The following is a 23,723-nucleotide window of genomic DNA, read 5'->3' as shown; positions in this document are numbered from 1 at the left end:
TTTGTAATAGGTATGAACTGGAAATACAATCATCCCGTACGCAATCTTTTTACATACGCAACACTTTTGCTGCTGGTGCTTGGTGTCGCAGCTCTTTTCTATTGGAATAAAGAACAGATATTTCTTGCTCTCAATAACCGCCATACAGATGTGGCTGATGTTATATTGAAATATTTCACCTACATCGGCGATGGTATTTTTATGGCAGCACTTGGTGTTATCTTATTTCTTGTTGGTAAACGCAAACTCGGATTACTTCTGGTTCTTTCGTTCTTATTAAGTGGATTACTGGCGCAATCAATAAAACGTATTGAGCAAAGACCAAGACCCGGTGCTTATTTCAAACAACCGGAACGTATTCATCGGGTAGACGATAAATTGCTGAAAGGGAATAACAGTTTCCCGAGTGGCCATACCACAACTGCTTTTGCAACTTTCAGTTTACTTGCTTTTGCCTCACGAAATAAAGTTGTACAACTTTTCTTTTTTGGAGTTGCTGTGCTTGTTGGCTATTCACGCATTTATGTGGGAGCGCATTTTGCTGAAGATGTATTGGCAGGTGCAGCCTTAGGATTTATCAGCTCGTATTTTTTGTGCTGGCTGCTGCGAAAAAAAGAATGGGATTAACGGAAGATCACAGTACCCATTACTTTGGTGAGTTCCATTTCAAGTTGTTTCAGATGCTGATGTGTTTTGATGAGCGTTACCAATTCTTCTGAGGTATGCTCCCGTTCCATGTCACGCTGGTTTTCATCCATCATCTTTTTGATCTTGCGCAACTTTAAATAAGTAAGGATCGATTGCATTTCCTGCAGGTACAATTCATCTTTTGTAGGAAATGGTTTTTCGTAAATACGTATCCAGTTTGGGCTCAGCTCTTCCGTGAAATCAGCTAACGAAACCACATGCTTACTCACCGTTTGATCTTCATGAAAAAGAAAACCTTTCATGGTTGGTTCACTACCGGCATTGTATAACTGGCGATATAATTCAACCAGGTTCAGCAAGTCAGGATGTTCTACCATGCCCCATTCATCAATCTCTGCCAATGCATGCTGCGCAAGTGTTGTTTCTTCATCCCAAGGCAATAAGCCAAATTCAAGCAGGCAACGCACCAATGCACGTTCATGCACCTCATCGGTATTGAAGAGTTGAAGTGTTGGGTCTTCATAATTGTCAGTTGATGGAAAATCAGGAAGCTGTTCTTCATCACGTGTGTTTTTTGCTTCCAGCTTCGTCATTCGCTCACGAATGAACTTATTCACCAACGAATGCAAGCCTGCTTCATCGATCTTCAATAACTCAGCACTCTTATGGATATAATCTTGCTGACGTGTAAAGTCTTCAACCTTATTTATACGACTGATACTCTCAGCAATAATATTAACAGCCGCTGCTTTTTTCGTTGTATCGTTCCCGGCATCTTTCAGCATTACCTCCAGCTGAAAGAGAATAACATCTTTTTTATTCTGTTTGATGAATTCAATAAAACCTGAAGCGCCAACTTTATTGACATAACTGTCAGGATCTTCTTTATCAGGGATCAATACAAGATGAACATTCAATCCTTCTTCCAATGCCAGATCCAAACCACGCATGGCTGCTTTTACACCTGCAGCATCACCATCATATAAAATCGTAAGATTGTTACTGTATTTTTTGATCAACCGTAATTGATCAGGAGTAAGTGAAGTGCCGCCGCTTGCCACCACATTTTCAATACCAGCCTGGTGAAGAGAGATAACATCGGTATAACCTTCTACCAGTAAACATTCATCGTTCTTATCAATCGACTGTCGTGCAAAGTAAGTGCCGTAGAGAATTTTACTCTTGATATAAACTTCATTTTCCGGTGTGTTGATATACTTCGGCGCATTTTCTTTTTTACCAATGATACGTGCGCCAAAGCCAATGATCTTTCCTGTGTTATTATGAACAGGAAAGATGATACGTTCACGGTAATTATCCATCAGCTCACCGTTTCGTTCAGCAACAATACCTGTTTTGGTGAGCAGCTCTGCATTGTATTGTTGTTTCAAAGCTTCACTTGTAAACGCATCACGTTGACGTGGCGAATAACCGAGTTGAAATTTCTGAATGATATCTTCTCTGAAACCACGTTCTTTCAAATAACTTAAAGCAACAGCTTGTCCTTCTTCGGTATCAAACAGCTGCTTACTGAAAAACTGTTGAGCAAAGGAGTTGATGATGTAAAGACTGTCGGCTGTTTGGCGTTGTTCTTTTACTTCTGGAGAAGAATAGGTTTCTTCAACTGTAACATTGTATTTGGCTGCAAGAAATTTTAAAGCATCAACGTAACTGTATTTCTCGTGTTCCATCAAAAAACTCACAGCGTTGCCGCTCTTGCCACAACCAAAACATTTGTATAGTTCTTTGGCGGGAGATACAGTGAACGAAGGACTTTTCTCATTGTGAAAAGGGCAGAGGCCGAGATAATTGGCGCCACGTTTCTTCAGCTTCACGAAACCGCCCACTATTTCCACAATATCAATGCGGCTTAAGATCTGTTGTATGGTATCCTGACTTATCACGGGCTGGCAAATTACGAAATTTAGGTTCATCTTTAAGTCCCTAATCCTCATAAGAGCCACAGCTATTACATTTTAAAATAAAACGGGCCACTATACCGGCGACCCTTTTGAAAAACAGACAAACAATTATTGTTTTATTAGTTTTAGAGCCTTCATCTCTGTCCCCTGTCTCACTTGTACTAAATAAACGCCACTTATCCAGTTATTACCAAATGTATAATTGCGATTGGCCATTCCTTTTGCCTGGTAAATAAGTGACCCTTTTATATTGTACACATTGATGAGTACCTCACCCTTATAATTTCCTTCTACAATCAGGTTGAAATAGTTTTCTGATGGATTCGGGAAGGCAGTTACATTTAAAGCCTTCTCATCCAAACCGGACTTTTTCATTATGGGAGAAGACAAAGCAATTGGGGAGTTGCATGGGCCAAGGTAAGATCCGCTTGATAACAACCCGGCGACGGATCCGCTTGTTACGCAAACGGTGTTGTAATTCCCATTTTGAAATTTGCAAACTGTTACTTTACTAAGATTTGCTCCGCATCTGATATCTACGACATTAACCTGTCTTGTAATCGCAGCTACTGCACAACCGAAAGCGTCTTTAACATTCAGGTAGTAAGTTGTGGTTGCAGATGGGCTTACCGTATATGACGATGTTGTATTAATTGCAGGCCCTGCTGAACTTCCGATTGTCCATTTGTAGGAGTAGGGTGGGGCGCCACCTGTTACTTGCGCATTCAATGTAATGGATGCGGGGCCATAACCAATATAGATTGTGTTTGCTGCCCCTCCGGGATTTGCCGTATATGTTGGCGGAATTGATACATTTAAGGGAGGTGTAGAAGCCGCAAGTGTCCATCTTGCCATACTACTAATACCACCACTTTCAACATAATTACCGAAACTATTGCTGGTATTACTACACATAAAAACCCAATTGATATTATTCTGACTTCTCCATTGACTTAAACCTGTTTCAGGAACACCGTTTAATTCATTGTCAAAATAGTATAACCGGAGCGTGGCATTAAGATTTGTATTGTTTGCCGGAGCTATATCGTAGTAGCGTTGTATTGAGTTTCCGGTTCCAAAAACATTTTGTTGTGCCTTGTGCCCACGGGAAATAGTAGTGCTTCCAAAGTTTGCTCCGGATGTTATCACAGCACCAAGGTTTCCCGGGTTTATTCCTGAAGGAGAATTCAGAATTACAGTTGATTTTATTTTTCCGGTTCCATTTGTGTAAGCCCTGTTTATCTCAGATTCATTTATTAAGGCGCCATTATTTCCTAAGTCTATTTCGTAGTTGTCAAGATTTAAGTTGCCAGTAGCAAAGACACATTCAGAACTTACACTTATGTTTTTTTGTAAATTAACTTTGGTTCCGCTGTTTTTTGAAATCTGCAACCGGTTCAGAATAACGGTGCCATTTCCGGCAATGCTATCATCGGTATTACCTGTAAGTTTTAATGTTCCTGCATTTTGATCCAGTTGCAATGTGCCGTTGGTTAAAATATTCATTTTACTACTTACCAGGTAAACTGATTTATTACTTTTTACCGTTGTCCCGGCAGTTATTTTTATAAGGCCCTGTGAAAATGCATTTGGGCAACCGGCAAAAATAATAAGCACGAGAGTTATCTTTTTCATACTTATCATTTTTGTTTTTTTGCGGATAGCTGTTGTACAATTTTTGAAAGGGTTTCTACTTGCTCTTTAAGTTTTTTTAATTCATCATTTTCTTTTTTCAATTCACTTATTTGTAGTTGTTGTTCTTGTATGGCTTTTACCAATGGCACTACAAATGATTCATAACTCAGCCCATAATGATCATTTGAAGATTTAGGTTTTATAATACCACTGAAATTATAACCGGTTTCTGTTGCGGCTTTCTCCACTTCTTGTGCAATAAAACCGGTGCGACGAATAGTAATTGATTCATTAGCAGAATTGTAGTTGGTATTTCTGAAACCAGCCGGGTAAATATCAGCATCAAATTTTCTTGTGTCGAACTGATAGGTTACCGGACGTAATTTCAGAATAAAATTTAACCCACCAACATCTTCACGTACATTAAATTTATAACGGCCGTCAGATGGTGTTGTGAAGGGGACTTGTCCTTCAATAACGGTGACATTAGAATTTCCAATACGTACTTTATTGTTTGCATCCACAATAGCGTTGTTTCCGATTGCAGTGGCATTGTTTAAATCGCCGGAACTAACATTTGCATAATTACCAATAACAGTGTTAGTATAACCAGTCGTATTATTTGATAGAGCCCCATTGCCAAACGCAGTGTTTGCATAACCCGTGGTATTACTTGCTAAAGCTGATGAGCCAAATGCTGAATTAAAATAACCTTCAGAATTATTTGTTAATGCTGCATTACCATGAGCTGTGTTTACAAAACCAGTAGTATTATTTGCCAAAGCTTCATTGCCGGTTGATGTATTAGCATATCCGTTAGTATTTTTCCATAGAGACCGAAAGCCAGTTGCAGTATTACCACTGCTTGTGTTGAATTGCAAAGCGTAAGCCCCGGTAGCTGTATTTGAAGATCCTGTATTATTTGTTGTTAAACTACCCATTCCAATAGCGGTATTATTAGAGCCAGTAGTATTATTTGTTAATGCCTCAGTGCCGCTGGCTGTATTGTTAAATCCTGTTGTATTATGATTAAGAGCCATCCATCCCATACCAGTATTATGAATTCCATTGGTATTTAATACAAGGGCATTAAGGCCAAATGCAACATTACCATCTGATCTCAAAAAGCCGGCGGTTTGATTATTTATTTTAAATACTAATGGCTGATTATCCACTGTGCCGATAAAATTGGTTGATGGGTTGGTGCCTGTATTGCCATCAACTGACCATAAATTGTTGGTATTTGTTGTTATTGATGCCCATACAGTGCCATTATAATAATAGTAACCGGGAGTATTATCAGTTTGATAAATTAGTAAGCTCGTTGCCGGGGATGTAATGGCATTACGTTGTGCTAATGTCATTCTTGGAATTAATACTCCCTTATCTGTACTCGAAATATCTAAAACGGCACTTGCGCTTGGGTTTGTTGTACCGATTCCAACTTTTACATCACTCGTAGAGCCATTAATTCCATTCACTGAACCAAGCACTAAACAATTATCGCAATCAACTCTTGCCTTTGCTCCAATTGCAGTTGCATTACTCAAATTAGCAGTTAATACATTTGCACCTGAGCCAACACCAGTATTCTGACTTCCCGTTGTATTAGTCGTTAACGATCCATAACCTAGCCCTGTATTATCATTACCGGATGTAGTGAAATTGATGGCCCCGCCGCCATAACCAGTGTTTTGATTTCCAGTTGTATTATTTAAAAGGGAATTAATGCCATTAGCAGTATTGCCAAAGCCAGTTGTATTTAAAACTAATGTTCCTGCTCCTGTTGCAGTATTAGCATTGCCAGTAGTATTATTTGTTAATGAACCTGAACCAATTGCAGTATTTTGAGTTCCGGTAGTGTTTTGATTCAGTGCACCGGCTCCGGTTGCTGTATTTCCCTGACCTGTTGTATTGAGCCGTAAAGCATTTATTCCAAAGGCTGTATTTGAACCGCTGCTGGTGTTATTCAACAATGCACCACGACCAAATGCTGTATTATTTGTATTATTCAACTGTCCCGCTACTTCATTGTTAAATTTAAAAATAAGCGGTTGAATATCGGTAGTGCCTATAAAATTTGAAGCTGTAGTTCCGGCATTGCCATTAACATTCCATAGATTATTTGTTGGCGTTGAAACCCCAGTCCATGCGTTCCCATTGTGATAATAAAAACCGGGTGTATTGTCTGTTTGGTAAATTAGTAAACCACTTGAAGGTGATACGATCGCATTTCTCTGCAACAGGGTTAGCCGGGGTAACAATACGCCTCTATTTGAGCTTTTTATTTCTAATGCTGCATTTGAATTAGGCAATGTTGTACCAATCCCAACCCGAACATCATCACCCCACCAATAGTTTTCACCACTAATTGCACCAAGTACAAGACAATTACTGCAATCAACTTTTGCGCTTTGTCCTACTGCTGTTGCATTATAGATTCCATCAATACCAACGTCAGCGAGTGAACCCAGACCAGTATTCAGGCTGCCGGTGATATTTGATTGGAGTGAACGTTCACCTACTCCAGTATTTTGACTCCCTGTAGTATTCTGATATAATGAGGCGCCCCCAAAACCTGCATTACCAATCGAATTTGTATTCAGTAAGGAATTATTTCCCATTGCAGTATTGCCATAGCCATTTACATTAGCATTTAGAGCAGCATCGCCTACTGCTGTGTTAAAGGTTCCAAACTGATTGTTAATCAAAGCCCGATTTCCCATTGCTGTGTTACTATACCCTGATATATTATTTGTTAATGCCTCATAGCCAACAGCGGTATTAAACTGGCCATTTGTATTATTCCGCAGGCTTGCACGCCCTATTGCAATATTGACCTGTCCGGTAGTATTGCTATATAGTGCATCCGGACCTATAGCAATATTAGCGGCACCAATATTATTTGTAAATAAACTATTTATGCCGATAGCTACATTATGATGTCCTTCTGTATTTGAGTAAAGCGCACTGTTGCCTAAAGCAGTATTATTAGTGCCGGAGGTTATCATTGTTCCGGAATTGTAACCGAGTAATACATTACCACCTACATTACTGAATTTACCAACCTGAGTATTATTTACTTTAAAAACAAGGGGCTGATTGTCCGTTGTTCCTATAAAATTTGCTGATGTAATTCCAGCATTACCGTTTATATTCCATAAATTATTTGTAGTAGGTGAAACAGCTGTCCATACCGAGCCATTATAATTATAAAATCCAGGTGTGTTATCTGTTTGATAAACGATTAAGCCTATTGCAGGCAGTACAATTGCATTGCGCTGTGATTGATTCATTCGTGGTATCAGCACACCTTTGTTTGTGCTTTTCACATCAAGTATAGCACTTGAATCAGGATCGGAGCCATCGGCATTAATACCAAGACTTTGGCCATAAAGTATTGAAGCAACCGGGATGCAAATAAGCGAGAACAGTAGTTTTTTCATTTCGCAGGTTTAAGTTGTTTGAAATTTTATACGAGCTTGGACAATACAATGCCATTAGGTATTGCTACCAATTTTTAAAAACTCATCTAAAAAATTACAAGGTTTGGAGGAAATTGATTTTTGCAGGATTGGATGGTTGAAGATAGTTATCCCGGAAGCTAATACATACGGGAAAAATACGGGTATGAATGCTATTTTACTGCATAAAAATTAAGACTGTGTTTGTACTTTGTATGACACGATGTTTTTCTAATAAAATTTTGCTGCATGTTATAAACTTGATGATTATTTTTTCACATAATACAGGGACAAACGCAAGGCTTCTTTTTTGATTCAATTTTCCCATAAGGTTTCAGGTGTTCGTTTTTCAGTTCTTAACCCGAAAGTGAAATTATTGCTACAAGAGGTTAAAAAAAATAGCAATAACTTGTCATTTAGAATGATTAAATTAGTTGTATTATAAGTTAAGAGGTACCCTTTGAAATTCTATAACCGTTCTTTCCTGTGAAATCGACATAACGTTTATGGGAAAAAGTAAAACCTCTTGGCTCGATTATATGGGAACGATGCAGCAGCGTTCGTTTACTCCTGACCAGTTGCACACAGAAGGGCTTGAACATATTCTCAATATTAACCAGCAAACTCATGCCGTATTCAACCATAGCATTCCATGGATATACCTGCTGGATTACACAACCTGTAAATATTTGCTGATCTCGAAATCTATGAAAATAATGTTGGGATATGATCCCGAATATTTTTTGAACGGAGGTGTTCATACTGTACTCGAAAATTACCAGTCAAACCATTTGAAACTTTTTAATGAGGAGATATTTCCAGACAGGTTAAGCATATTGAAAAAAATTCCACCATCGGAGCATTCGAATTACATTTTCAGCTATAATTTTCAGTACAAAACTAAAAATGGTGATTTTATGAATTTGCTTCAACGAAATTGTTTTGTTAAATCAGATGTAAACGGTAATCCTTTATTAAGTTTTGGAGTGATTACGAATATTAATCATTTCAAGAAGGAAAATCCCGTTATACAGGTTGTCGAAAAAATTAATGCCAATGGCTTTTTTGATGAAGCCGCCATCATTTCAAAAAAGGCATATTATCTGAATAAAGAAGACAGCCTTTTTTCGAAAAGAGAAAAGGAAATTTTGCTTTGGATAGCAGATGGACTCACCAGTAAAGAAATTGCTGATAGATTATTTATCAGCGAATATACAGTGATTAATCACCGCCGGAACATGATGCAAAAATGCAATGTCCGTAATATTCCGGAACTGGTAAGTTTTGCGTTAAGGCAGGAAATTATCTGAAAACTTCACTAGCGAATTCACCCAATAAACTATTCAATACTTCAGGATTATCGTTATTTACAAAATGGCCCGCATTCTCAATTTTGAATGTTCTGTTTTCCCACAAGTTTAATCCGGCTTCATCAAGGTAATCTGGCTCGCATACTTTTTCGTCTTCTCCAAAAATTACAAGTACAGGGGCCGATTGTTGTATTAGTAAATCTATCTCGTTGCTAAAATCTCCTGCCGCAACACTTGCAAACATTTTTGATCTGAAATTGTTTTTTACTTGATAGTAACTTGTTGAAAAATCAAGCCAATCTTTTTCTTCATCAGATGAAAAGGCAAGTGCAGCATATTTTTTTAGTTCATGTTCAGAAACAGAATCTGTAAACCCTGCATGCAGATCAATGTTCTTTTTAAATATTTTTTCCAATGTAAATTCGCCGCCAATTACACAGGAGCCAATTAGGGCAATGCCCGAAGGATGAATGCTGTACTTGAGTGTTTCAGCAATAATATTAGTACCGAGAGATACACCTGCGAGAATAAAACGATTGTTACCTGAAAGCTGTTTTACTGCTGCTGATAGAATTTCACCCAATTGAGGCAGGCTGCATGTAAAACGAGTGTTAACTAAAGAACCGGATTCGCTATGTTCAGGAAGATCAAATGCAATCATGCGATAGGAAGAAAGATCGGGGCTTTTTAGTTGTTTATTCCACGACCTTGCAGAAGTTGAATTGCCGTGAACCAAAAAAATAATATCATCTGTAATGCCTTTTGATTCGAGAAAAGCGAGTTGAATCCCTTCAATATTTATATGTTGGTATTTCATGACAGCGTGAATTATAAATATAAACTAAACCATACAAAAGCCCTACTACTAATTCTTTTCAACCCGCCAGATTTTCAAAACGATTCAGCCCTATAATGCACTTTTCCCTTACATTTGCACCCGTTATGACACTTGAAAAATTAAACGATATAAGGGAACGCATTCTTGTCCTGAGGAGGTTTCTTTGACGTCGAGAACCGACTATATAAAATCGCAGAAGACAAGCAACTCTCTCTAAGTCCCGGTTTCTGGGACGATAATAAGCGGGCAACCGAAATTTTAAAGGAGACGAAGAACAACGAATATTGGGTAAAACTCTATGAGGATACCAATACGGCCGTTGAAGACTTTGCTGTGCTGTTTGAGTTCTGGAAAGGCGGCGACGCTACAGAAGAAGAAACAAAAGAGGCATACGACAAAGCTGTGAATGCGATTGAAGATGCTGAATTTAAAAGCACGCTTAATCAACCTGAAGACGAATTACCCGCAGTTTTACAGATCAACTCCGGCGCAGGTGGTACAGAAAGTCAGGATTGGGCCGAAATGCTTGCACGTATGTATCGCATGTATGGCGAGAAACAAGGCTGGAAAGTAACCGAAATGGATTGGCAGGATGGTGATGGTGCCGGTATTAAAACCTGTACTTACCAGTTTGATGGTCCGTTTGCGTATGGTTTTCTGAAAGCAGAAAGCGGTGTGCATCGTTTGGTGCGTATTTCACCTTTTGACAGTAATGCAAGAAGACATACTTCGTTTGTGAGCGTGTATGTGTACCCGTTAGTCGATGATACCATTACCATTGAGATCAATCCGGCTGATGTAAAAATGGAAACATCACGAAGTGGTGGTGCCGGTGGACAGAACGTAAACAAGGTAGAAACGAAAGTACAGTTAACGCATATTCCAACAGGCATTGTGGTGGTTTGTCAGCAGGATAGAAGCCAGCTGGGTAACCGTGAACTGGCCATGCAGATGTTGAAGAGCCGTTTGTATGAAATGGAATTGCAGAAAAGAAATGAGCTGAAGGATGCAACCAATGCAAAGAAGAAAAAGATCGAGTGGGGCAGCCAGATACGCAGCTATGTTTTCCATCCGTACAAGATGATCAAAGATCATCGTACCGATTATGAAGTGGGCAATGTTGGTCCGGTTATGGATGGGGAACTCGATGGCTTCATCAAAGCTTATTTGATGAGTGAGAAAGAAGCGGAAGCAAAATAAAGATGAATGAATTTGCTATATAGCCCTGCAAAATGCGGGGCTTTTTTGTGCAAACGGAAGCGCAAAGCATATGAGCGATAGTTTGTACCTTGCAGCCCATTAAACGGAGAACAGGCGTTACTTTTTAGAACGTAATTGTGTACTCCGATCGTAAAAAAGCAACAAGCAAAAACAAAACAGTATGAACCTCGGTTATTTCAACTATCCTTTACCGGTAAATGAACCCGTATTAAACTATGCTCCCGGTTCAGCAGAAAAGAAACGCTTAAAAGAAGTATTAGCTGAATTAAAAAGTACAGAGATCGATGTGCCCATGTATATTGGTAACAAAGAAGTACGTACCAATAAAAAACATGCCATGCGTCCGCCGCATGAACACAAGCATGTGCTCGGTTATTTTCATGAAGGTGAAGAAAAGCATGTACAACAGGCAATTGATGCAGCATTAGCTGCGAAAGAAAGCTGGGCCAACATGAGTTGGGAAAGCCGTGCAAATATTTTTCTCCGTGCTGCTGATCTCATTGCAACCAAGTATCGTCCTTACATGAATGGAACAACCATGTTGGGTCAAAGTAAAAACGTGTACCAGGCCGAGATCGACAGTGCCTGTGAGATCATCGATTTCCTCCGTTTCAATGTTCATTTCTTAAGTGATATTTATCGTCAGCAACCTATCAGTGGTCCGGGCATGCATAATCGCATGGAGTATCGCCCGCTTGAAGGTTTTGTATTAGCTGTAACACCATTCAACTTTACAGCAATTGCAGGTAACCTTCCAACTAGTGCTGCCATGTGTGGTAACGTAGTGGTATGGAAACCTGCAAACACAGAAGTGTACAGTGCTCAAATGATCATGCGTGTATTGAAAGAAGCAGGATTGCCTGATGGTGTCATCAATTTGATTTATGTTGATGGACCTACAGTTGGTAAAGTATGTTTCAATCATAAAGATTTTGCAGGTGTGCATTTCACGGGTTCAACAGGTGTGTTCAACAACATGTGGGAAACCATTGGTAAGAACATGGGTATGTACCGCAGCTATCCACGTATTGTTGGTGAAACAGGTGGAAAGGATTTTGTATTGGCACATAAAAGTGCAGATCCTGATGTAGTGGTAACAGCATTGTTACGTGGTGCATTTGAATACCAGGGACAAAAATGTTCGGCTGCATCAAGAGCATACATTCCAAGCAACATTGCAGAAGATGTGAAGAAGAAATTAATTGCAGGTGTGAAGAGTTTCAAAATGGGAACGGTTGAGAATTTCTCCAACTTCGTGAATGCTGTGATTGATGAGAAAAGTTTCGACAATATCAAACGCTACATTGATAATGCAAAGAAAGATGAGAAGGCAGAAATATGGGTAGGAGGTAAGTGCGATAAGAAAGAGGGATACTTTGTACAACCAACGGTGATTGAAGCAAAGAACCCGAAATACGTAACCATGTGCGAAGAGATATTCGGACCGGTACTAACGGTGTACGTATATCCTGCAAACAGTTTTGAAAGAACGTTGGAGCTTGTTGATACAACTTCACCATATGCATTAACAGGTGCTGTTATTTCGCAGGATCGTGATGCAGTTGAACTGGCTACTGCAAAACTTCGTAACTGTGCCGGTAACTTTTATATCAATGATAAACCTACAGGTGCCGTAGTTGGTCAGCAGCCATTTGGTGGTGCAAGGGTAAGTGGTACTAATGATAAAGCAGGAAGTATTTTAAATCTTTACCGTTGGTTAAGTGCCAGGACAATCAAAGAAACATTTAACCCGCCAACAGATTATCGTTATCCGTTTTTAGGTGAAGAATAAAAAAAGAAGGCCGGAATTATTCCGGCCTTCTTTTTATTTATTCTTTTTTCTTCGCTGCATTTAAATGGATCTGAAAACCGACATTTATTTTGAATGTGTTGTAACGGTCAGGTTCATCTTCAAACTTCATGGAAGAATACCCGAGCGTAATTTCAAGAGCAGTATGCGGATTTAAAAATATTGCAGGGCCGGCCATCAATGAGTATCCGTTCATATTGAATTTATCATCGCCACTGCCTGAGGAGCCAAATCCATAAGCAACATCAGCAAAAATATTTACTTTTTGTTCTTTGGATGCAGGTATGAAATAATACCTTACAAATGGTGCAATACTGGTTGAAGTATATGCATCCTCGTCTCCATCCTCTTTATAGGTATCAATTTGGACTCTCAGACCTCCCGCAAAGTTGTTTGCAAAAAAATACCCGATGTTGGGTGCAAAGCTGAATTCTGTAAGCTTATAATCTCCCGACTTGCTGGAAGAAAAGGAGGTCGTACCGCCAAGAAGCAGGTTTCCTTTCGTGATTTGTGAATTGGTGACGTTGGCAAAGAGAAGCAGCAGACATGCTGCGAGAACTGATTTTTTCATTGTTTTAAATTTTGGGTTAAAAATTATAAGGCACAGAAAAAATCAATCTGCAATCGATTAAGTAAGAACTATTGATAATTAAAAATAATAACTGTTTATAAGAATTCAAAGCTTTTGCATGCATGTCTGGTGGTTTAGTATTTTTTACTAAGGAGAGGCAGGCACATAAGATAAAGGCGAATAAAAATTTTGTCAAAAGTTATTTTCATTCAATGGGCTTAGGATGGTTGATGAAATTCTTTGTTTTTTTAGGGTTAATGCATTTGCTTTTAATGATTTAAAACAAGTTGTTCTTGTTGTGAAGTTGTTTTGGCATGATTTTTTAAAGTGATGGGTTGTCTCCGTGCACGGAATTGTTTAATCAAAATCATTTATCATGATATGAGCCGATAAAATATTCATTCTTCAAAAAAACATGGTGAAATGTATTTCGGTGAATAACATTTGGCAATAACACTTTAAAAAATAATCAGATGAAAGCATTATTCATTTCAGGAGCATTATTATTGGCAGGCTTTGCACATGCACAGCATAAGAGTAACGTACATTTTGGAATAAAAGGCGGGTTAAATATTACAAATCTTGCAAGTTCTCCTGATGCTAATTATGAGACGAAGGCAGGATTTCATGCAGGTGGTCTTGCACACATTCACTTGAGTAAATCATGGGCATTGCAGCCTGAAATAATGTACTCAGGTCAAGGTGCACAAACAAACGATGCGAAAGTTAAATTGGATTATGTGAATGTGCCTTTGCAACTGCAATATATGTTTGATAAAGGTTTCCGGATTCAAACCGGACCACAGTTGGGCATATTGGCTGCAGCAAATATTAAGCAGGGTGATTCAAAGACAGACGTAAAAGAATCGTTTAAAACCGCAGAATTAGGTTGGACCATTGGTGCAAGTTATGTTGGCGAATCAGGCCTTGGTATCGATGGCCGTTATAACCACGGCATCACCCGCATCAATGAAAACGACGGAATCAATTTATATAACAGAGGGTTCCAGGTGGGTTTATTTTATGTGTTCAAACACAAGTATTAAAAACGACCCATGAAGAACGGTAAGCTGTGTGCACTTGTGCATGCAGCTTATTTTTTTAGTTGATAAAATAATCCCCAGCCAAATGGTGAAAACGAAGCAGTGCGTATGCCGCATGCATTGAGTGCATTACTCGTCCATTGATTGCAGGTGGTAAAAAGTCCGTATTTGAACGTGGATCTGTACATATAATCGTAACCGTAAAACCCCAGGTACGATTGTATAACAGGTTTCCCGTTTTCAATGTTAAATCCTGATTGGATATAACTGATCAATTGCAGATACTGCTCAACAGACAAAAAGCGCTTCACCGTAACCGGTAGTTTCAGCGGCCAGACTGTATCCCGCCATTGGATGTGCATCACACTGCTGTTGCCGGGCTTCGCAACTATTTCAGCAATCGTTGATATACGATGTGATCTGTCTTGTGCAACTTCAGTCATCCAGTCCTCATCGGCCCAGGCAAAACTGATTAGTTTTCGATCTATATGTTTGCTGCGCATGATCGAATCATCAAACCAATCCATCCAGTTGATGATCTGCAATGAATCTTCCACAGGTAAATACAATTCAGTATGAAACCCATCGCCGTGAATCAGTAAAGGAATGCCCTTGCTGTGTTTGATCTCATCTTTATTTCTCGGCCAGAAACAACCGATCAATACAAAGCAAACATACAGCACCAGCAGATCGGCCAGTAGCTGCACTACAAACAGGAGAAGCCGGGCAAAGCGTTTCAGCAAATGCATCAAAACCAATTTAAGTATTTTACCACGAAGTGTTTATTTTTATCAAAATTTCAGAGCAGTGAAGACCATCTTATCAAACGAACAGTTACAACTCACCATACAGCGTCTCAGTCACCAGTTGATCGAGAATCATCACCCGTTTACCGACACCGTATTTGTTGGTCTGCAGCCGAGAGGTATTTATATGGCCGATCGGATCGTACAGATCATTCAAGACATTTACCCCGATCAAAAACTGCAATACGGTAAGCTGGATATAACATTTTATCGTGATGATGTGCATAAGGAACTGCACGTGGCTAACCAAACCACCATCAACTTCAATATCGAAAATAAAAATGTGATCCTGATCGATGATGTGCTGTACACGGGTCGTACCATACGTGCAGCCATGGATGCCCTTGTCGATTTTGGCCGTCCCGCAAAAGTAGAACTCCTGGTGCTCGTCGATCGCCGTTTCAACCGCCAACTACCAATCCAACCCGATTACACCGGCAAAGCCATCGATTCCATTCTAAGCCAGAAAGTGACGGTGGATTGGGAAAAACCCGAAGTTGTACTCCTATAAGGCACAAGGATCAAGGCACAAGGAACAAGGTGCAAGACACAGGTGAGATTCAGTCGTTATAAGTAATAGTCATCATAATAAATGCTAACCTATGTCGTAGGAATTGGAAATACGATTTTTCAAGTTTGCTGAACGTAGCCGGGATTTTTGTCGTTCCGTAAAATGGGATATTATCAACACCGAATACATTAAACAATTAATACGATCAAGTGGATCTGTTTCTGCTAACTATATTGAGGCTTCGGATGATTTGGGTAGGGCCGATGAAAAGATGAAGATTAAGGTATCAAGGAGAGAGACCAAAGAATCAATTCAATGGCTTAGCCTGATTTTAACCTACGGGAATGAACAACTGGAAGCCGAGCGAAAGTGGCTAATTGATGAAGCAGAACAAATCCGGAAAATTCTTTCTGCCATCATCAACAAACTTGGAGGCTAAACTATCTTTCGAACTAACTGCATTAAGCCTTGCACCTTGTTCCTTGTCCCTTGTTCCTTTTCTTCTTTTCCCTTAATTTTGCTTTTTAATGCAACTATCCACTCGTCATCTGCTCGGCATTAAAGATCTCACGGCACAGGATATTCAACTCATCCTCGATACAGCCGCTCAATTCAAAGAAGTTTTACAACGACCCATTAAAAAAGTTCCATCGCTGCGTGATGTAACAATTGTGAATCTTTTTTATGAGAACTCCACCCGTACACGTATTTCGTTTGAGTTGGCGGAGAAAAGATTAAGTGCCGATACCATCAATTTTACTGCATCCGGTTCATCAGCCGCAAAAGGTGAAACACTCCTCGATACGGTGAATAATATACTGAGCATGAAAGTTGACCTCGTAGTGATGCGACATAGCGCAAGCGGAGCTCCTCACTTTTTAGCAAAGCATATTCCTGCTGCCATTGTAAATGCAGGCGATGGTATTAATGAACATCCAACGCAAGCTTTGCTCGATGCATTCTCAATTAGAGAGAAATTAGGAACACTGGAAGGAAAAAAAGTGGCGATACTTGGTGATATCATGCACAGTCGTGTAGCGCTCAGCAATATTTATTTGTTGAAGAAGATGGGTGCTGAAGTAACCGTTGCCGGTCCGCCCACACTCATCCCGAAATATTTACAGCAAGCCTTTGGCGTAAACGTATCGTACAATATTGAAGAAACATTGAAGTGGTGCGATGTGGCGAATGTATTGCGGATTCAATTGGAACGACAAAGTCAACCGTTGTTTTCTTCATTACGTGAATACAATCTTGCTTACGGCATCAACAGAAAATTATTGGATTCCTTACCCAAAGAAATTGTGATCATGCATCCAGGCCCTATCAATCGTGGTGTGGAACTGGACAGTGATGTGGCCGACAGTAAACAATCCATCATCTTGCAACAGGTAGAGAATGGCGTGGCAGTGCGTATGGCTGCATTGTATTTACTGGCGGGCAAACGTTCAGAAAATTAGCAGTCATGATCCGTGCAATTCTGTTATTGCTCTTCTCAAATATTTTCATGACCATTGCATGGTACGGACATCTGCGTCATCAAAACGTACCGCTTTGGAAAGTTGTACTCATCAGTTGGGGCATTGCTTTTTTTGAATATTGTTTGATGGTGCCTGCCAACCGCATCGGTTACCAAAGCGGTGTAAATGCGTTTGAATTAAAAATGATCCAGGAAGTAATTACGCTTGTTGTGTTTGGCGTTTTTGCAGTTGTGTACTTAAAAGAACCCTTTCACTGGAAATACATTGTGAGTTTTCTGTTTCTGTTAGGTGCCGTTTACTTTATGTTTAAAAAGTAAAACTGTTTTTAAAATAACACCAACATTATTCAGTTTTTAATTCTTCAAATCCCTCTTCATAATCTTCTACGAGATCATCATCCGAATCATTTTTGCTGAACTGGTTTACATCCCTCAACGTGAATGTATCCATGCCTGTTGTTTGCTGCCATTTGCCCTGCTCCAGGCGCAACACCTGCACAGGTAAACCGAACCGGCGTTGAAATTCAAATTCAAGATCAGTTACTTTTTCTGTGGGTTGAATATCGATCACACCATCAATATGTACTTCCTTAATATCCTTTAACCGTTTTTCATCCGGCAACACATCACATTCGTCTGATGATTCATACAACAGATGTGGCTTTGAATAAAATTCCAGTTTCAGATAGGGGTAATAATCAGAAAAAACAGTTTTTATTTCTTTGAGTGTGATATCGTCGTGTAATTGAATATGCATAGGTTTTGATTTATAAGTGAAGGTAGAAGCCCTTTTTTCAAAACCCTATGTCTGCCATCAAAAGAAGCGATGATTGTTGTCAGATAATTTTGCTGAAGTTACCTGTCATCCCGAGGTACGAGGGATCTGCTCAACTTTTGTTCTGCAGCCCAACAGATCCCTCCTGCGTCGGGATGACAGCTCTATTTAGCTTTATTCTATCTCATCATTCAGAAATCTCCATTCAGGATTAAATGAATTGATCAGTTTTTCCTTTTTACTCCTACGCCATCCTTTCAACTCTTTCTCCCGTTCAATGGCATGTTCAATTGAACCAAAGCGTTCGTAGTAAAGCAAATAATAAGCATTGTATTTTCCTGCGAAACTTGTATGTGTATAAGGTGCTGCGTTCTGTTGATGTTGGAAGAGTCTTGCAGAAAGATTATTGGTTACTCCAATGTAAAGAACAGTTTTGTTTCGATTGGTAGTGATGTATGCGAAGTAGTTGTGTGTTCCGATAGGTTTCATTGCAGTTGAGTTTACTGCAGTTGAAAATAATACAAAAGATGAAATTTTTTGTCATCCCGAGGTACGACGGGGGATCTGCTGAAGTCTTTTGTCATTCCGACGTTAGGAGGAATCTGCCCAGCTATTGTACTGCGGCCCAACAGATCCCTCCTGACGTCGGGATGACAGCATGAATTGGCTGATCACAGCAATACTCATCACCAAACCAACTTCGCTACTCGTCCTTTCCCGCCAGCTAAATAAACCGCCTTTCCTTTCTTCGCTTTTCGTACCACATGAAAACCTTGTGCAGAAATATTCCGCCAGTTGGTACCACCATCTTCACTCACATCAACACCCGTAATACCACAGGTAATGAGTTTTGATTTTGATAAATACTCCACACAACTTCTGTAACCATGTGGTGGTGTAGTAGGAGTTAAAAAAGTTTTACCTGCATCTTTTGTCAGCACACAATTCTTTTCCGTTGAAGCGGCGTTATTAAAATCACCACCAACAATGGCAAATGTTTTTTTATCCCATACCGCTAATGAATTAGCGCCCGTTGTTTCTTTTCCCTGGATGATCGGCAAATCGATTTTATCATTCCGAAGAAATAATCTGGAACGTGTTCCACCGGTAATAAATAATAATACTTCTTTACCAACCGTCCGTACATTGGTACCACTGCTTGCAAACATCGCTTCACCTTTTTCTGCAGCAGGGGCAAGACTTTCAGGTATTGCCTGCCACGTAGCACCACCATCAACAGTAACCGCAAGAAATATTTTTCCATTGATCGGGTCGCCAACTACCACACCACTCTTTTCATTAAAAAATTCCATCGCATCTAAAAACATACCCGGACGTTTATCCTGAAACACGATCTTCCAGGTTATTCCACCATCAATTGTTTTCAAGATCACCGCTGGTGTATCAATTCCAATAATGATCGCAGTATTTGCATCAAACGCTTCAATATCTCTGAAATCAGTTTTTGCAAAGCCATCAACCTTTGTCCATTTAAACGAAGCACCACCATCAATCGAACGACCAACCATTCCGTTTGCACCACTCACCCAAACAATATTATCATTCACCACACTCAATCCACGAATGGAAGTTGTTTTAGCACTGTCAAGCTGTTGAATGCTTTGTGCTGATAATTGCAAACAGCAAACTGCAAGCAACACGAAAAAAAGAAGTTGTTTCATATTCATTCAAATGTAAGTATTAACCATTTTTTAAAATGCAACAAAGTTTTGCATAAATCATGCCGCTATAAACACAAGGTGTTACACATAGGATGCTGATGTAACTACTACAGTAATTCACCACACCTGTCCCGCCTCAAGCGGGAGTAGTACCCAAGCTTAATCAAGGCGTTCGACGGAACATGGGGGTAATATGTTCCGTCTTGACTTTTTCCTGCCCGACAGTCAGGCGGGGGGCTTTTGTGTCAAGACAAAAGAACAGAAAGAGCTGCGGTGCAACCGCCGTCAGGCTGCTTCGGTTTATCTGAGTGCAGGCCGCTTAAGGGGTTTCGTACTTCGTACATCTTAACTCGTACTTCTGTATTGCTAACACCAGTTCGCATTCTCTCCATTATTTCCTACATTCGTCCCGATTGCAAAAACTATGACCGAATACAATTATCTCCCCCTCGACGAGCAGCAACTCACCTTCGATGAAGTGAAGAATTATCTGCAGTTCAAACAGTTTGTCTCCATTACATTCCGTGCACACCATAAGATCGAAAAGTGCAGACAATACCTCGATCAGAAAGTAGCCGAAAGCGATACACCGTTCTACGGCATCAACACCGGTTTTGGTTTTCTGCAAAACGTGATCATCGCCGATGATCAGCTCGAGCAACTGCAGAATAATTTATTAATGAGTCATGCATGTGGCATGGGAGAGGAAGTGCCCGAAGAAATTGTAAAGCTCATGCTGGCGTTGAAAATAAAATCGCTCAGCTATGGTTACAGTGCCGTGCAGGTAGATACAGTAAAGCGCTTAATGGACATGCACAACAACAATGTGCTGCCTGTTATCTATCAACAAGGTTCATTGGGTGCAAGCGGCGATCTGGCACCACTCAGTCATTTGAGTTTGCCATTGATCGGCATGGGAGAAGTCAACTATCAAGGCACAAGGTTCAAGGCACAGGAAGTGTTGCAACAACTCAACTGGCAACCGATTGCTTTGAAAAGTAAAGAAGGCTTAGCGCTCATCAACGGTACACAATTCATGAGTGCCTATGGGATGTACTGTTTGGTACAGGCCGAACGGTTAATGCAATGGGCCGACCTCATTGCAGCGATTTCCTTTGATGCATTTGATTGCATCGATCAACCCTTTCACGAAAAAATACAAACTATCCGTCCGCATAGCGGACAAATACACACAGCGCAACAATTAAGAAACATATTAAGCGGAAGTGAAATCGGTCAACAGAAAAAACAACAGGTACAGGATCCATATAGTTTCCGTTGTATACCGCAAGTGCATGGTGCCACCAAAGATGCATTGGCACATGTGAAGAATGTATTCTTAACCGAGATCAATTCAGTAACCGATAATCCCAACGTATTTCCCGATGAAGATCTCATCGTGAGCGGTGGAAATTTTCACGGTCAGCCGTTGGCGTTAGCATTAGATTATTTTGCGATAGCCATGAGCGAACTCGCCAACATCAGCGAACGCAGAACCTATCAACTCATCAGCGGACAACGCAACCTCCCGATGTTCCTTGTAAAAGAAGCCGGACTGAACAGTGGTTTTATGATACCGCAATACACAGCTGCTGGCATTGTAAGTGAAAACAAACAACTCTGCACACCTGCCAGTGTCGATAGTATTTCAAGCAGCAACAACCAGGAAGATCATGTAAGCATGGGCGCCAATGCAGCCACCAAAGCTTATCGTGTCATGAAGAACGTTGAAAAAGTATTGGCGATTGAATTACTCAGTGCTGCACAGGCATTGGATTTCCGTCGGCCATTAAAAAGTTCAGCAAAAGTAGAAGAAGTGATGAGTGCTTTTCGTCAACAGGTAAGCTTTGTTGATAAAGACAGAGTGTTGCATGAGGATATGATCGCTGCAGTGAAGTTTATCAGCAGCCCCCTCTAACTCCCCCAAAGGGGGAGAACTGCTACACACAGCCCTTGCTTTTCAAAAAGTAAAATTGTTATAAGGCTCTTCGAAATGTGATGATAAAAGATTCAAAGCCGAAGTGGAAGAACGAAATGTTTAATTTAAATATGCAGCACCGTCCCTCTCATTAAGGAGAGGGATAAGAGGCCAAAAACTCTTTGCCATGTCAACAACAACCATTCAACGTTACGATGCAATCAAGTATAAAACTCCAACCGGCTCACAGCTAAGTTGCAAAGGCTGGATCCAGGAAGCAGCCTTGCGCATGCTCCTCAACAATCTCGATCCCGAAGTAGCCGAACGCCCCGACGATCTCATTGTCTACGGTGGCCGTGGTAAAGCAGCACGCAATTTCGAAGCACTCGATAACATCATTGCCGCATTGAAAGTATTGGAGAACGATGAATCATTACTTATCCAGAGTGGTAAACCCGTCGGCATATTAAAAACACACAAAGATGCACCACGGGTACTCATCAGCAACAGTCAGCTCGTACCCAACTGGGCCAACTGGAAACATTTTGAAGAGCTCGAGAAAAAAGGACTCATGATGTACGGACAAATGACTGCCGGCTCCTGGATCTACATCGGCTCACAAGGCATTGTGCAAGGCACCTATGAAACCTATGCTGCCATTGCCGATAAACATTTTGGCGGCTCACTCAAAGGAACATTGAACGTTACTGCCGGACTCGGCGGCATGGGTGGCGCACAACCTTTAGCAATAACAATGAACGAAGGTGTGGCATTAATAGCAGAAGTAGAAGAGTGGCGCATCGATAAACGCATCGAAACAAAATACCTCGACGAAAAATATACCAGCATCGATGAAGCCATTAATGCGGCTGTGCATTACCGTAAGGAAGGCATTGCCCGCAGCATTGGTGTGGTATGCAATGCCATTCATCTGCTCGATCATTTGATCTCCCGTGATATCATTCCCGATACACTCACCGATCAAACCAGTGCACACGATCCGCTCATTGGTTACATACCGCACACACTCAGCAATCAGCAAGCCAACGAGCTCCGTGAAAAAGATCCCGACCATTACCTGCAACTCAGTTACGAAAGCATGTACCTCCACGTGCAACTCATGTTGCAACTCATGGACCAGGGAGCCATTACGTTTGATTATGGAAATAACATCAGGGCGAGAGCGAAAGAACAGGAAGAGAGAGTTGTAAGTAATAAGTTAAAAGTAATAAGTGAAACCTCAAACCTTGAGAGACCTTCTTCCGACTTACAACCTACAACTTACAACTTTCAACCCGGCCGCTGCTTTGCGTTTCCCGGCTTCGTCCCCGCTTACATCCGACCCCTCTTCTGCCTCGGCAAAGGCCCTTTCCGTTGGGCAGCCCTCAGTGGCGATGCAAATGATATTGCTGTAACCGACGAACTCATCATGAACATGTTCCCCGATAACAAAGGCATGATCCGCTGGATGAACATGGCCAAAGAAAAAATTGCTTTCCAGGGATTACCTGCACGCATCTGCTGGCTGGGCCAGGGCGAACGGGAGAAAGCAGGACTCGCCTTTAACGAACTCGTACGCACCGGCAAAGTAAAAGCGCCCATTGTTATTGGTCGTGATCATTTAGATACCGGCAGTGTGGCCAGCCCCAACCGTGAAACCGAAGCCATGCTCGATGGCAGCGACGCCGTGGCCGATTGGCCCATCCTCAATGCGCTCGTAAACACAGCAGGTGGCGCCAGTTGGGTAAGCCTGCATCATGGTGGTGGAGTAGGGATGGGTTACTCGATCCATGCCGGAATGGTGATTGTTGCCGATGGTACAACTGATGCCGAAGAACGTTTGAAACGTGTATTGCGTAACGATCCTGGAATGGGTGTGATACGACATGCAGACGCCGGATACCAGTTAGCACAGGAAACATTACAAGCAAACGATCTTGATTTTAAAGAGCGGTTGAAGTAATAGTCAACTGCTCAATACAGCTGTCATCCCGACGCAGGAGGGATCTGCCCAACACACGTACCACAGCCCAACAGATTTCTCCTTCGTCGAAATGACAACTTTATTAATCTGCATTGCAAGTGCCAA

At 40.8% G+C, this 23,723-nt stretch carries 20 protein-coding genes; 11 read left to right on the top strand and 9 right to left on the bottom strand.

Annotated elements, in window-relative coordinates; genetic code table 11:
• The first annotated feature begins 12 nt into the window (after nucleotides 1-12).
• Complete coding sequence (locus tag H4075_RS14130; RefSeq protein WP_182801478.1) at nucleotides 13-627, top strand: phosphatase PAP2 family protein; 615 nt, start codon at nucleotides 13-15, stop codon at nucleotides 625-627.
• On the opposite strand, the gene dnaG is transcribed toward H4075_RS14130, so the two are convergent.
• The 3 genes from dnaG to H4075_RS14115 form a co-directional block, all read right to left on the bottom strand.
• Nucleotides 624-2,552, bottom strand: a complete 1,929-nt coding sequence (dnaG, locus tag H4075_RS14125; RefSeq protein WP_182801477.1) for a DNA primase — start codon at nucleotides 2,550-2,552, stop codon at nucleotides 624-626. The genes H4075_RS14130 and dnaG overlap by 4 nt on opposite strands.
• Nucleotides 2,553-2,678: 126 nt before the next feature.
• Entirely contained in the window at nucleotides 2,679-4,205 is a 1,527-nt protein-coding gene (locus H4075_RS14120; RefSeq protein ID WP_182801476.1) for a T9SS type A sorting domain-containing protein, read from the bottom strand.
• A gap of 5 nt (nucleotides 4,206-4,210) precedes the next feature.
• A complete protein-coding gene (locus H4075_RS14115) occupies nucleotides 4,211-7,651 on the bottom strand; it encodes a tail fiber domain-containing protein (protein WP_182801475.1) in 3,441 nt (1,146 codons plus the stop codon).
• A gap of 524 nt (nucleotides 7,652-8,175) precedes the next feature.
• Between H4075_RS14115 and H4075_RS21760 the strand changes: the two genes are divergently transcribed.
• Nucleotides 8,176-8,979 (top strand): helix-turn-helix domain-containing protein, encoded by an 804-nt coding sequence (locus H4075_RS21760; RefSeq protein ID WP_327059378.1) that lies wholly within the window; start codon nucleotides 8,176-8,178, stop codon nucleotides 8,977-8,979.
• Here H4075_RS21760 and H4075_RS14105 read toward each other — a convergent pair.
• Nucleotides 8,972-9,796 carry an alpha/beta fold hydrolase gene (locus H4075_RS14105; RefSeq protein WP_182801474.1) on the bottom strand — a complete coding sequence of 275 codons (825 nt, stop codon included), beginning with the start codon at nucleotides 9,794-9,796 and terminating at the stop codon, nucleotides 8,972-8,974. The genes H4075_RS21760 and H4075_RS14105 overlap by 8 nt on opposite strands.
• A 125-nt stretch (nucleotides 9,797-9,921) precedes the next feature.
• On the opposite strand from H4075_RS14105, the gene prfB reads away from it, so the two are divergent.
• Nucleotides 9,922-11,017 (top strand): peptide chain release factor 2 gene (gene prfB / locus H4075_RS14100; protein ID WP_407657665.1). Its coding sequence is split into 2 segments (ribosomal slippage): nucleotides 9,922-9,969 and nucleotides 9,971-11,017, totalling 1,095 coding nucleotides; the frame shifts between segments, so codons are not numbered across the junction.
• 181 nt (nucleotides 11,018-11,198) lie between these two features.
• Nucleotides 11,199-12,830 (top strand): L-glutamate gamma-semialdehyde dehydrogenase, encoded by a 1,632-nt coding sequence (pruA, locus tag H4075_RS14095; protein ID WP_182801473.1) that lies wholly within the window; start codon nucleotides 11,199-11,201, stop codon nucleotides 12,828-12,830.
• A 37-nt stretch (nucleotides 12,831-12,867) separates the two neighbouring features.
• Here pruA and H4075_RS14090 read toward each other — a convergent pair whose 3' ends face one another.
• Nucleotides 12,868-13,419: an outer membrane beta-barrel protein gene (locus H4075_RS14090; protein WP_182801472.1), complete on the bottom strand. Its 552-nt coding sequence runs from the start codon at nucleotides 13,417-13,419 to the stop codon at nucleotides 12,868-12,870.
• 473 nt (nucleotides 13,420-13,892) lie between these two features.
• Between H4075_RS14090 and H4075_RS14085 the strand changes: the two genes are divergently transcribed.
• Nucleotides 13,893-14,465, top strand: a complete 573-nt coding sequence (locus tag H4075_RS14085; RefSeq protein WP_182801471.1) for a porin family protein — start codon at nucleotides 13,893-13,895, stop codon at nucleotides 14,463-14,465.
• 47 nt (nucleotides 14,466-14,512) lie between these two features.
• Here the strand turns inward: H4075_RS14085 and H4075_RS14080 are convergent, their stop codons facing one another.
• Complete coding sequence (locus H4075_RS14080) at nucleotides 14,513-15,211, bottom strand: DUF2459 domain-containing protein (RefSeq protein WP_182801470.1); 699 nt, start codon at nucleotides 15,209-15,211, stop codon at nucleotides 14,513-14,515.
• A gap of 58 nt (nucleotides 15,212-15,269) precedes the next feature.
• On the opposite strand from H4075_RS14080, the gene pyrR reads away from it, so the two are divergent.
• The 4 genes from pyrR to H4075_RS14060 all read left to right on the top strand — a co-directional run bounded on the left by pyrR (nucleotide 15,270) and on the right by H4075_RS14060 (nucleotide 17,577).
• Nucleotides 15,270-15,779, top strand: coding sequence for a bifunctional pyr operon transcriptional regulator/uracil phosphoribosyltransferase PyrR (gene pyrR, locus H4075_RS14075; protein ID WP_182801469.1), 510 nt, complete (start codon nucleotides 15,270-15,272; stop codon nucleotides 15,777-15,779).
• A 103-nt stretch (nucleotides 15,780-15,882) separates the two neighbouring features.
• Nucleotides 15,883-16,218: a four helix bundle protein gene (locus H4075_RS14070; protein ID WP_182801468.1), complete on the top strand. Its 336-nt coding sequence runs from the start codon at nucleotides 15,883-15,885 to the stop codon at nucleotides 16,216-16,218.
• Nucleotides 16,219-16,306: 88 nt separating this feature from the next.
• Nucleotides 16,307-17,239 (top strand): aspartate carbamoyltransferase catalytic subunit, encoded by a 933-nt coding sequence (locus H4075_RS14065; protein WP_182801467.1) that lies wholly within the window; start codon nucleotides 16,307-16,309, stop codon nucleotides 17,237-17,239.
• 5 nt (nucleotides 17,240-17,244) lie between these two features.
• A complete protein-coding gene (locus tag H4075_RS14060; protein ID WP_255460198.1) occupies nucleotides 17,245-17,577 on the top strand; it encodes a DMT family protein in 333 nt (110 codons plus the stop codon).
• A 25-nt stretch (nucleotides 17,578-17,602) separates the two neighbouring features.
• Here the strand turns inward: H4075_RS14060 and H4075_RS14055 are convergent, their stop codons facing one another.
• The 3 genes from H4075_RS14055 to H4075_RS14045 all read right to left on the bottom strand — a co-directional run bounded on the left by H4075_RS14055 (nucleotide 17,603) and on the right by H4075_RS14045 (nucleotide 19,716).
• The gene (locus H4075_RS14055; RefSeq protein WP_182801466.1) at nucleotides 17,603-18,016 is read right to left on the bottom strand and encodes a hypothetical protein; all 414 of its coding nucleotides are present in this window, start codon (nucleotides 18,014-18,016) and stop codon (nucleotides 17,603-17,605) included.
• 192 nt (nucleotides 18,017-18,208) lie between these two features.
• Nucleotides 18,209-18,523 carry a GIY-YIG nuclease family protein gene (locus H4075_RS14050; protein WP_182801465.1) on the bottom strand — a complete coding sequence of 105 codons (315 nt, stop codon included), beginning with the start codon at nucleotides 18,521-18,523 and terminating at the stop codon, nucleotides 18,209-18,211.
• A gap of 197 nt (nucleotides 18,524-18,720) precedes the next feature.
• Nucleotides 18,721-19,716 (bottom strand): WD40/YVTN/BNR-like repeat-containing protein, encoded by a 996-nt coding sequence (locus tag H4075_RS14045; RefSeq protein WP_255460197.1) that lies wholly within the window; start codon nucleotides 19,714-19,716, stop codon nucleotides 18,721-18,723.
• Nucleotides 19,717-20,140: 424 nt separating this feature from the next.
• On the opposite strand from H4075_RS14045, the gene hutH reads away from it, so the two are divergent.
• Both hutH and hutU read left to right on the top strand, forming a co-directional pair.
• On the top strand, nucleotides 20,141-21,634 hold the full coding sequence (gene hutH, locus H4075_RS14040; RefSeq protein WP_182801463.1) for a histidine ammonia-lyase: 1,494 nt from the start codon (nucleotides 20,141-20,143) through the stop codon (nucleotides 21,632-21,634).
• 187 nt (nucleotides 21,635-21,821) lie between these two features.
• A complete protein-coding gene (gene hutU / locus H4075_RS14035; RefSeq protein ID WP_182801462.1) occupies nucleotides 21,822-23,597 on the top strand; it encodes a urocanate hydratase in 1,776 nt (591 codons plus the stop codon).
• Nucleotides 23,598-23,723 lie beyond the last annotated feature (126 nt).

Source organism: Lacibacter sediminis, assembly GCF_014168535.1.
In the GTDB taxonomy this organism is placed as follows: domain Bacteria; phylum Bacteroidota; class Bacteroidia; order Chitinophagales; family Chitinophagaceae; genus Lacibacter; species Lacibacter sediminis.
Note: the sequence above shows the minus strand (reverse complement) of the source record. Positions and strands in the feature narration are given on the sequence as shown.

What these genes read in the sequence shown, in the direction of transcription:
- H4075_RS14130 (WP_182801478.1), top strand. Translation starts at nt 13, where the DNA reads ATGAACTGGAAATACAATCATCCCGTACGCAATCTTTTTACATACGCA.
- H4075_RS14055 (WP_182801466.1), bottom strand. Translation starts at nt 18,016, where the DNA reads ATGCATATTCAATTACACGACGATATCACACTCAAAGAAATAAAAACT.
- pruA (WP_182801473.1), top strand. Translation starts at nt 11,199, where the DNA reads ATGAACCTCGGTTATTTCAACTATCCTTTACCGGTAAATGAACCCGTA.
- H4075_RS14105 (WP_182801474.1), bottom strand. Translation starts at nt 9,796, where the DNA reads ATGAAATACCAACATATAAATATTGAAGGGATTCAACTCGCTTTTCTC.
- H4075_RS14065 (WP_182801467.1), top strand. Translation starts at nt 16,307, where the DNA reads ATGCAACTATCCACTCGTCATCTGCTCGGCATTAAAGATCTCACGGCA.
- hutH (WP_182801463.1), top strand. Translation starts at nt 20,141, where the DNA reads ATGACCGAATACAATTATCTCCCCCTCGACGAGCAGCAACTCACCTTC.
- hutU (WP_182801462.1), top strand. Translation starts at nt 21,822, where the DNA reads ATGTCAACAACAACCATTCAACGTTACGATGCAATCAAGTATAAAACT.
- H4075_RS14080 (WP_182801470.1), bottom strand. Translation starts at nt 15,211, where the DNA reads ATGCATTTGCTGAAACGCTTTGCCCGGCTTCTCCTGTTTGTAGTGCAG.
- H4075_RS21760 (WP_327059378.1), top strand. Translation starts at nt 8,176, where the DNA reads ATGGGAAAAAGTAAAACCTCTTGGCTCGATTATATGGGAACGATGCAG.
- H4075_RS14085 (WP_182801471.1), top strand. Translation starts at nt 13,893, where the DNA reads ATGAAAGCATTATTCATTTCAGGAGCATTATTATTGGCAGGCTTTGCA.
- H4075_RS14090 (WP_182801472.1), bottom strand. Translation starts at nt 13,419, where the DNA reads ATGAAAAAATCAGTTCTCGCAGCATGTCTGCTGCTTCTCTTTGCCAAC.
- H4075_RS14045 (WP_255460197.1), bottom strand. Translation starts at nt 19,716, where the DNA reads ATGAAACAACTTCTTTTTTTCGTGTTGCTTGCAGTTTGCTGTTTGCAA.
- H4075_RS14050 (WP_182801465.1), bottom strand. Translation starts at nt 18,523, where the DNA reads ATGAAACCTATCGGAACACACAACTACTTCGCATACATCACTACCAAT.
- H4075_RS14060 (WP_255460198.1), top strand. Translation starts at nt 17,245, where the DNA reads ATGATCCGTGCAATTCTGTTATTGCTCTTCTCAAATATTTTCATGACC.
- H4075_RS14115 (WP_182801475.1), bottom strand. Translation starts at nt 7,651, where the DNA reads ATGAAAAAACTACTGTTCTCGCTTATTTGCATCCCGGTTGCTTCAATA.
- H4075_RS14120 (WP_182801476.1), bottom strand. Translation starts at nt 4,205, where the DNA reads ATGAAAAAGATAACTCTCGTGCTTATTATTTTTGCCGGTTGCCCAAAT.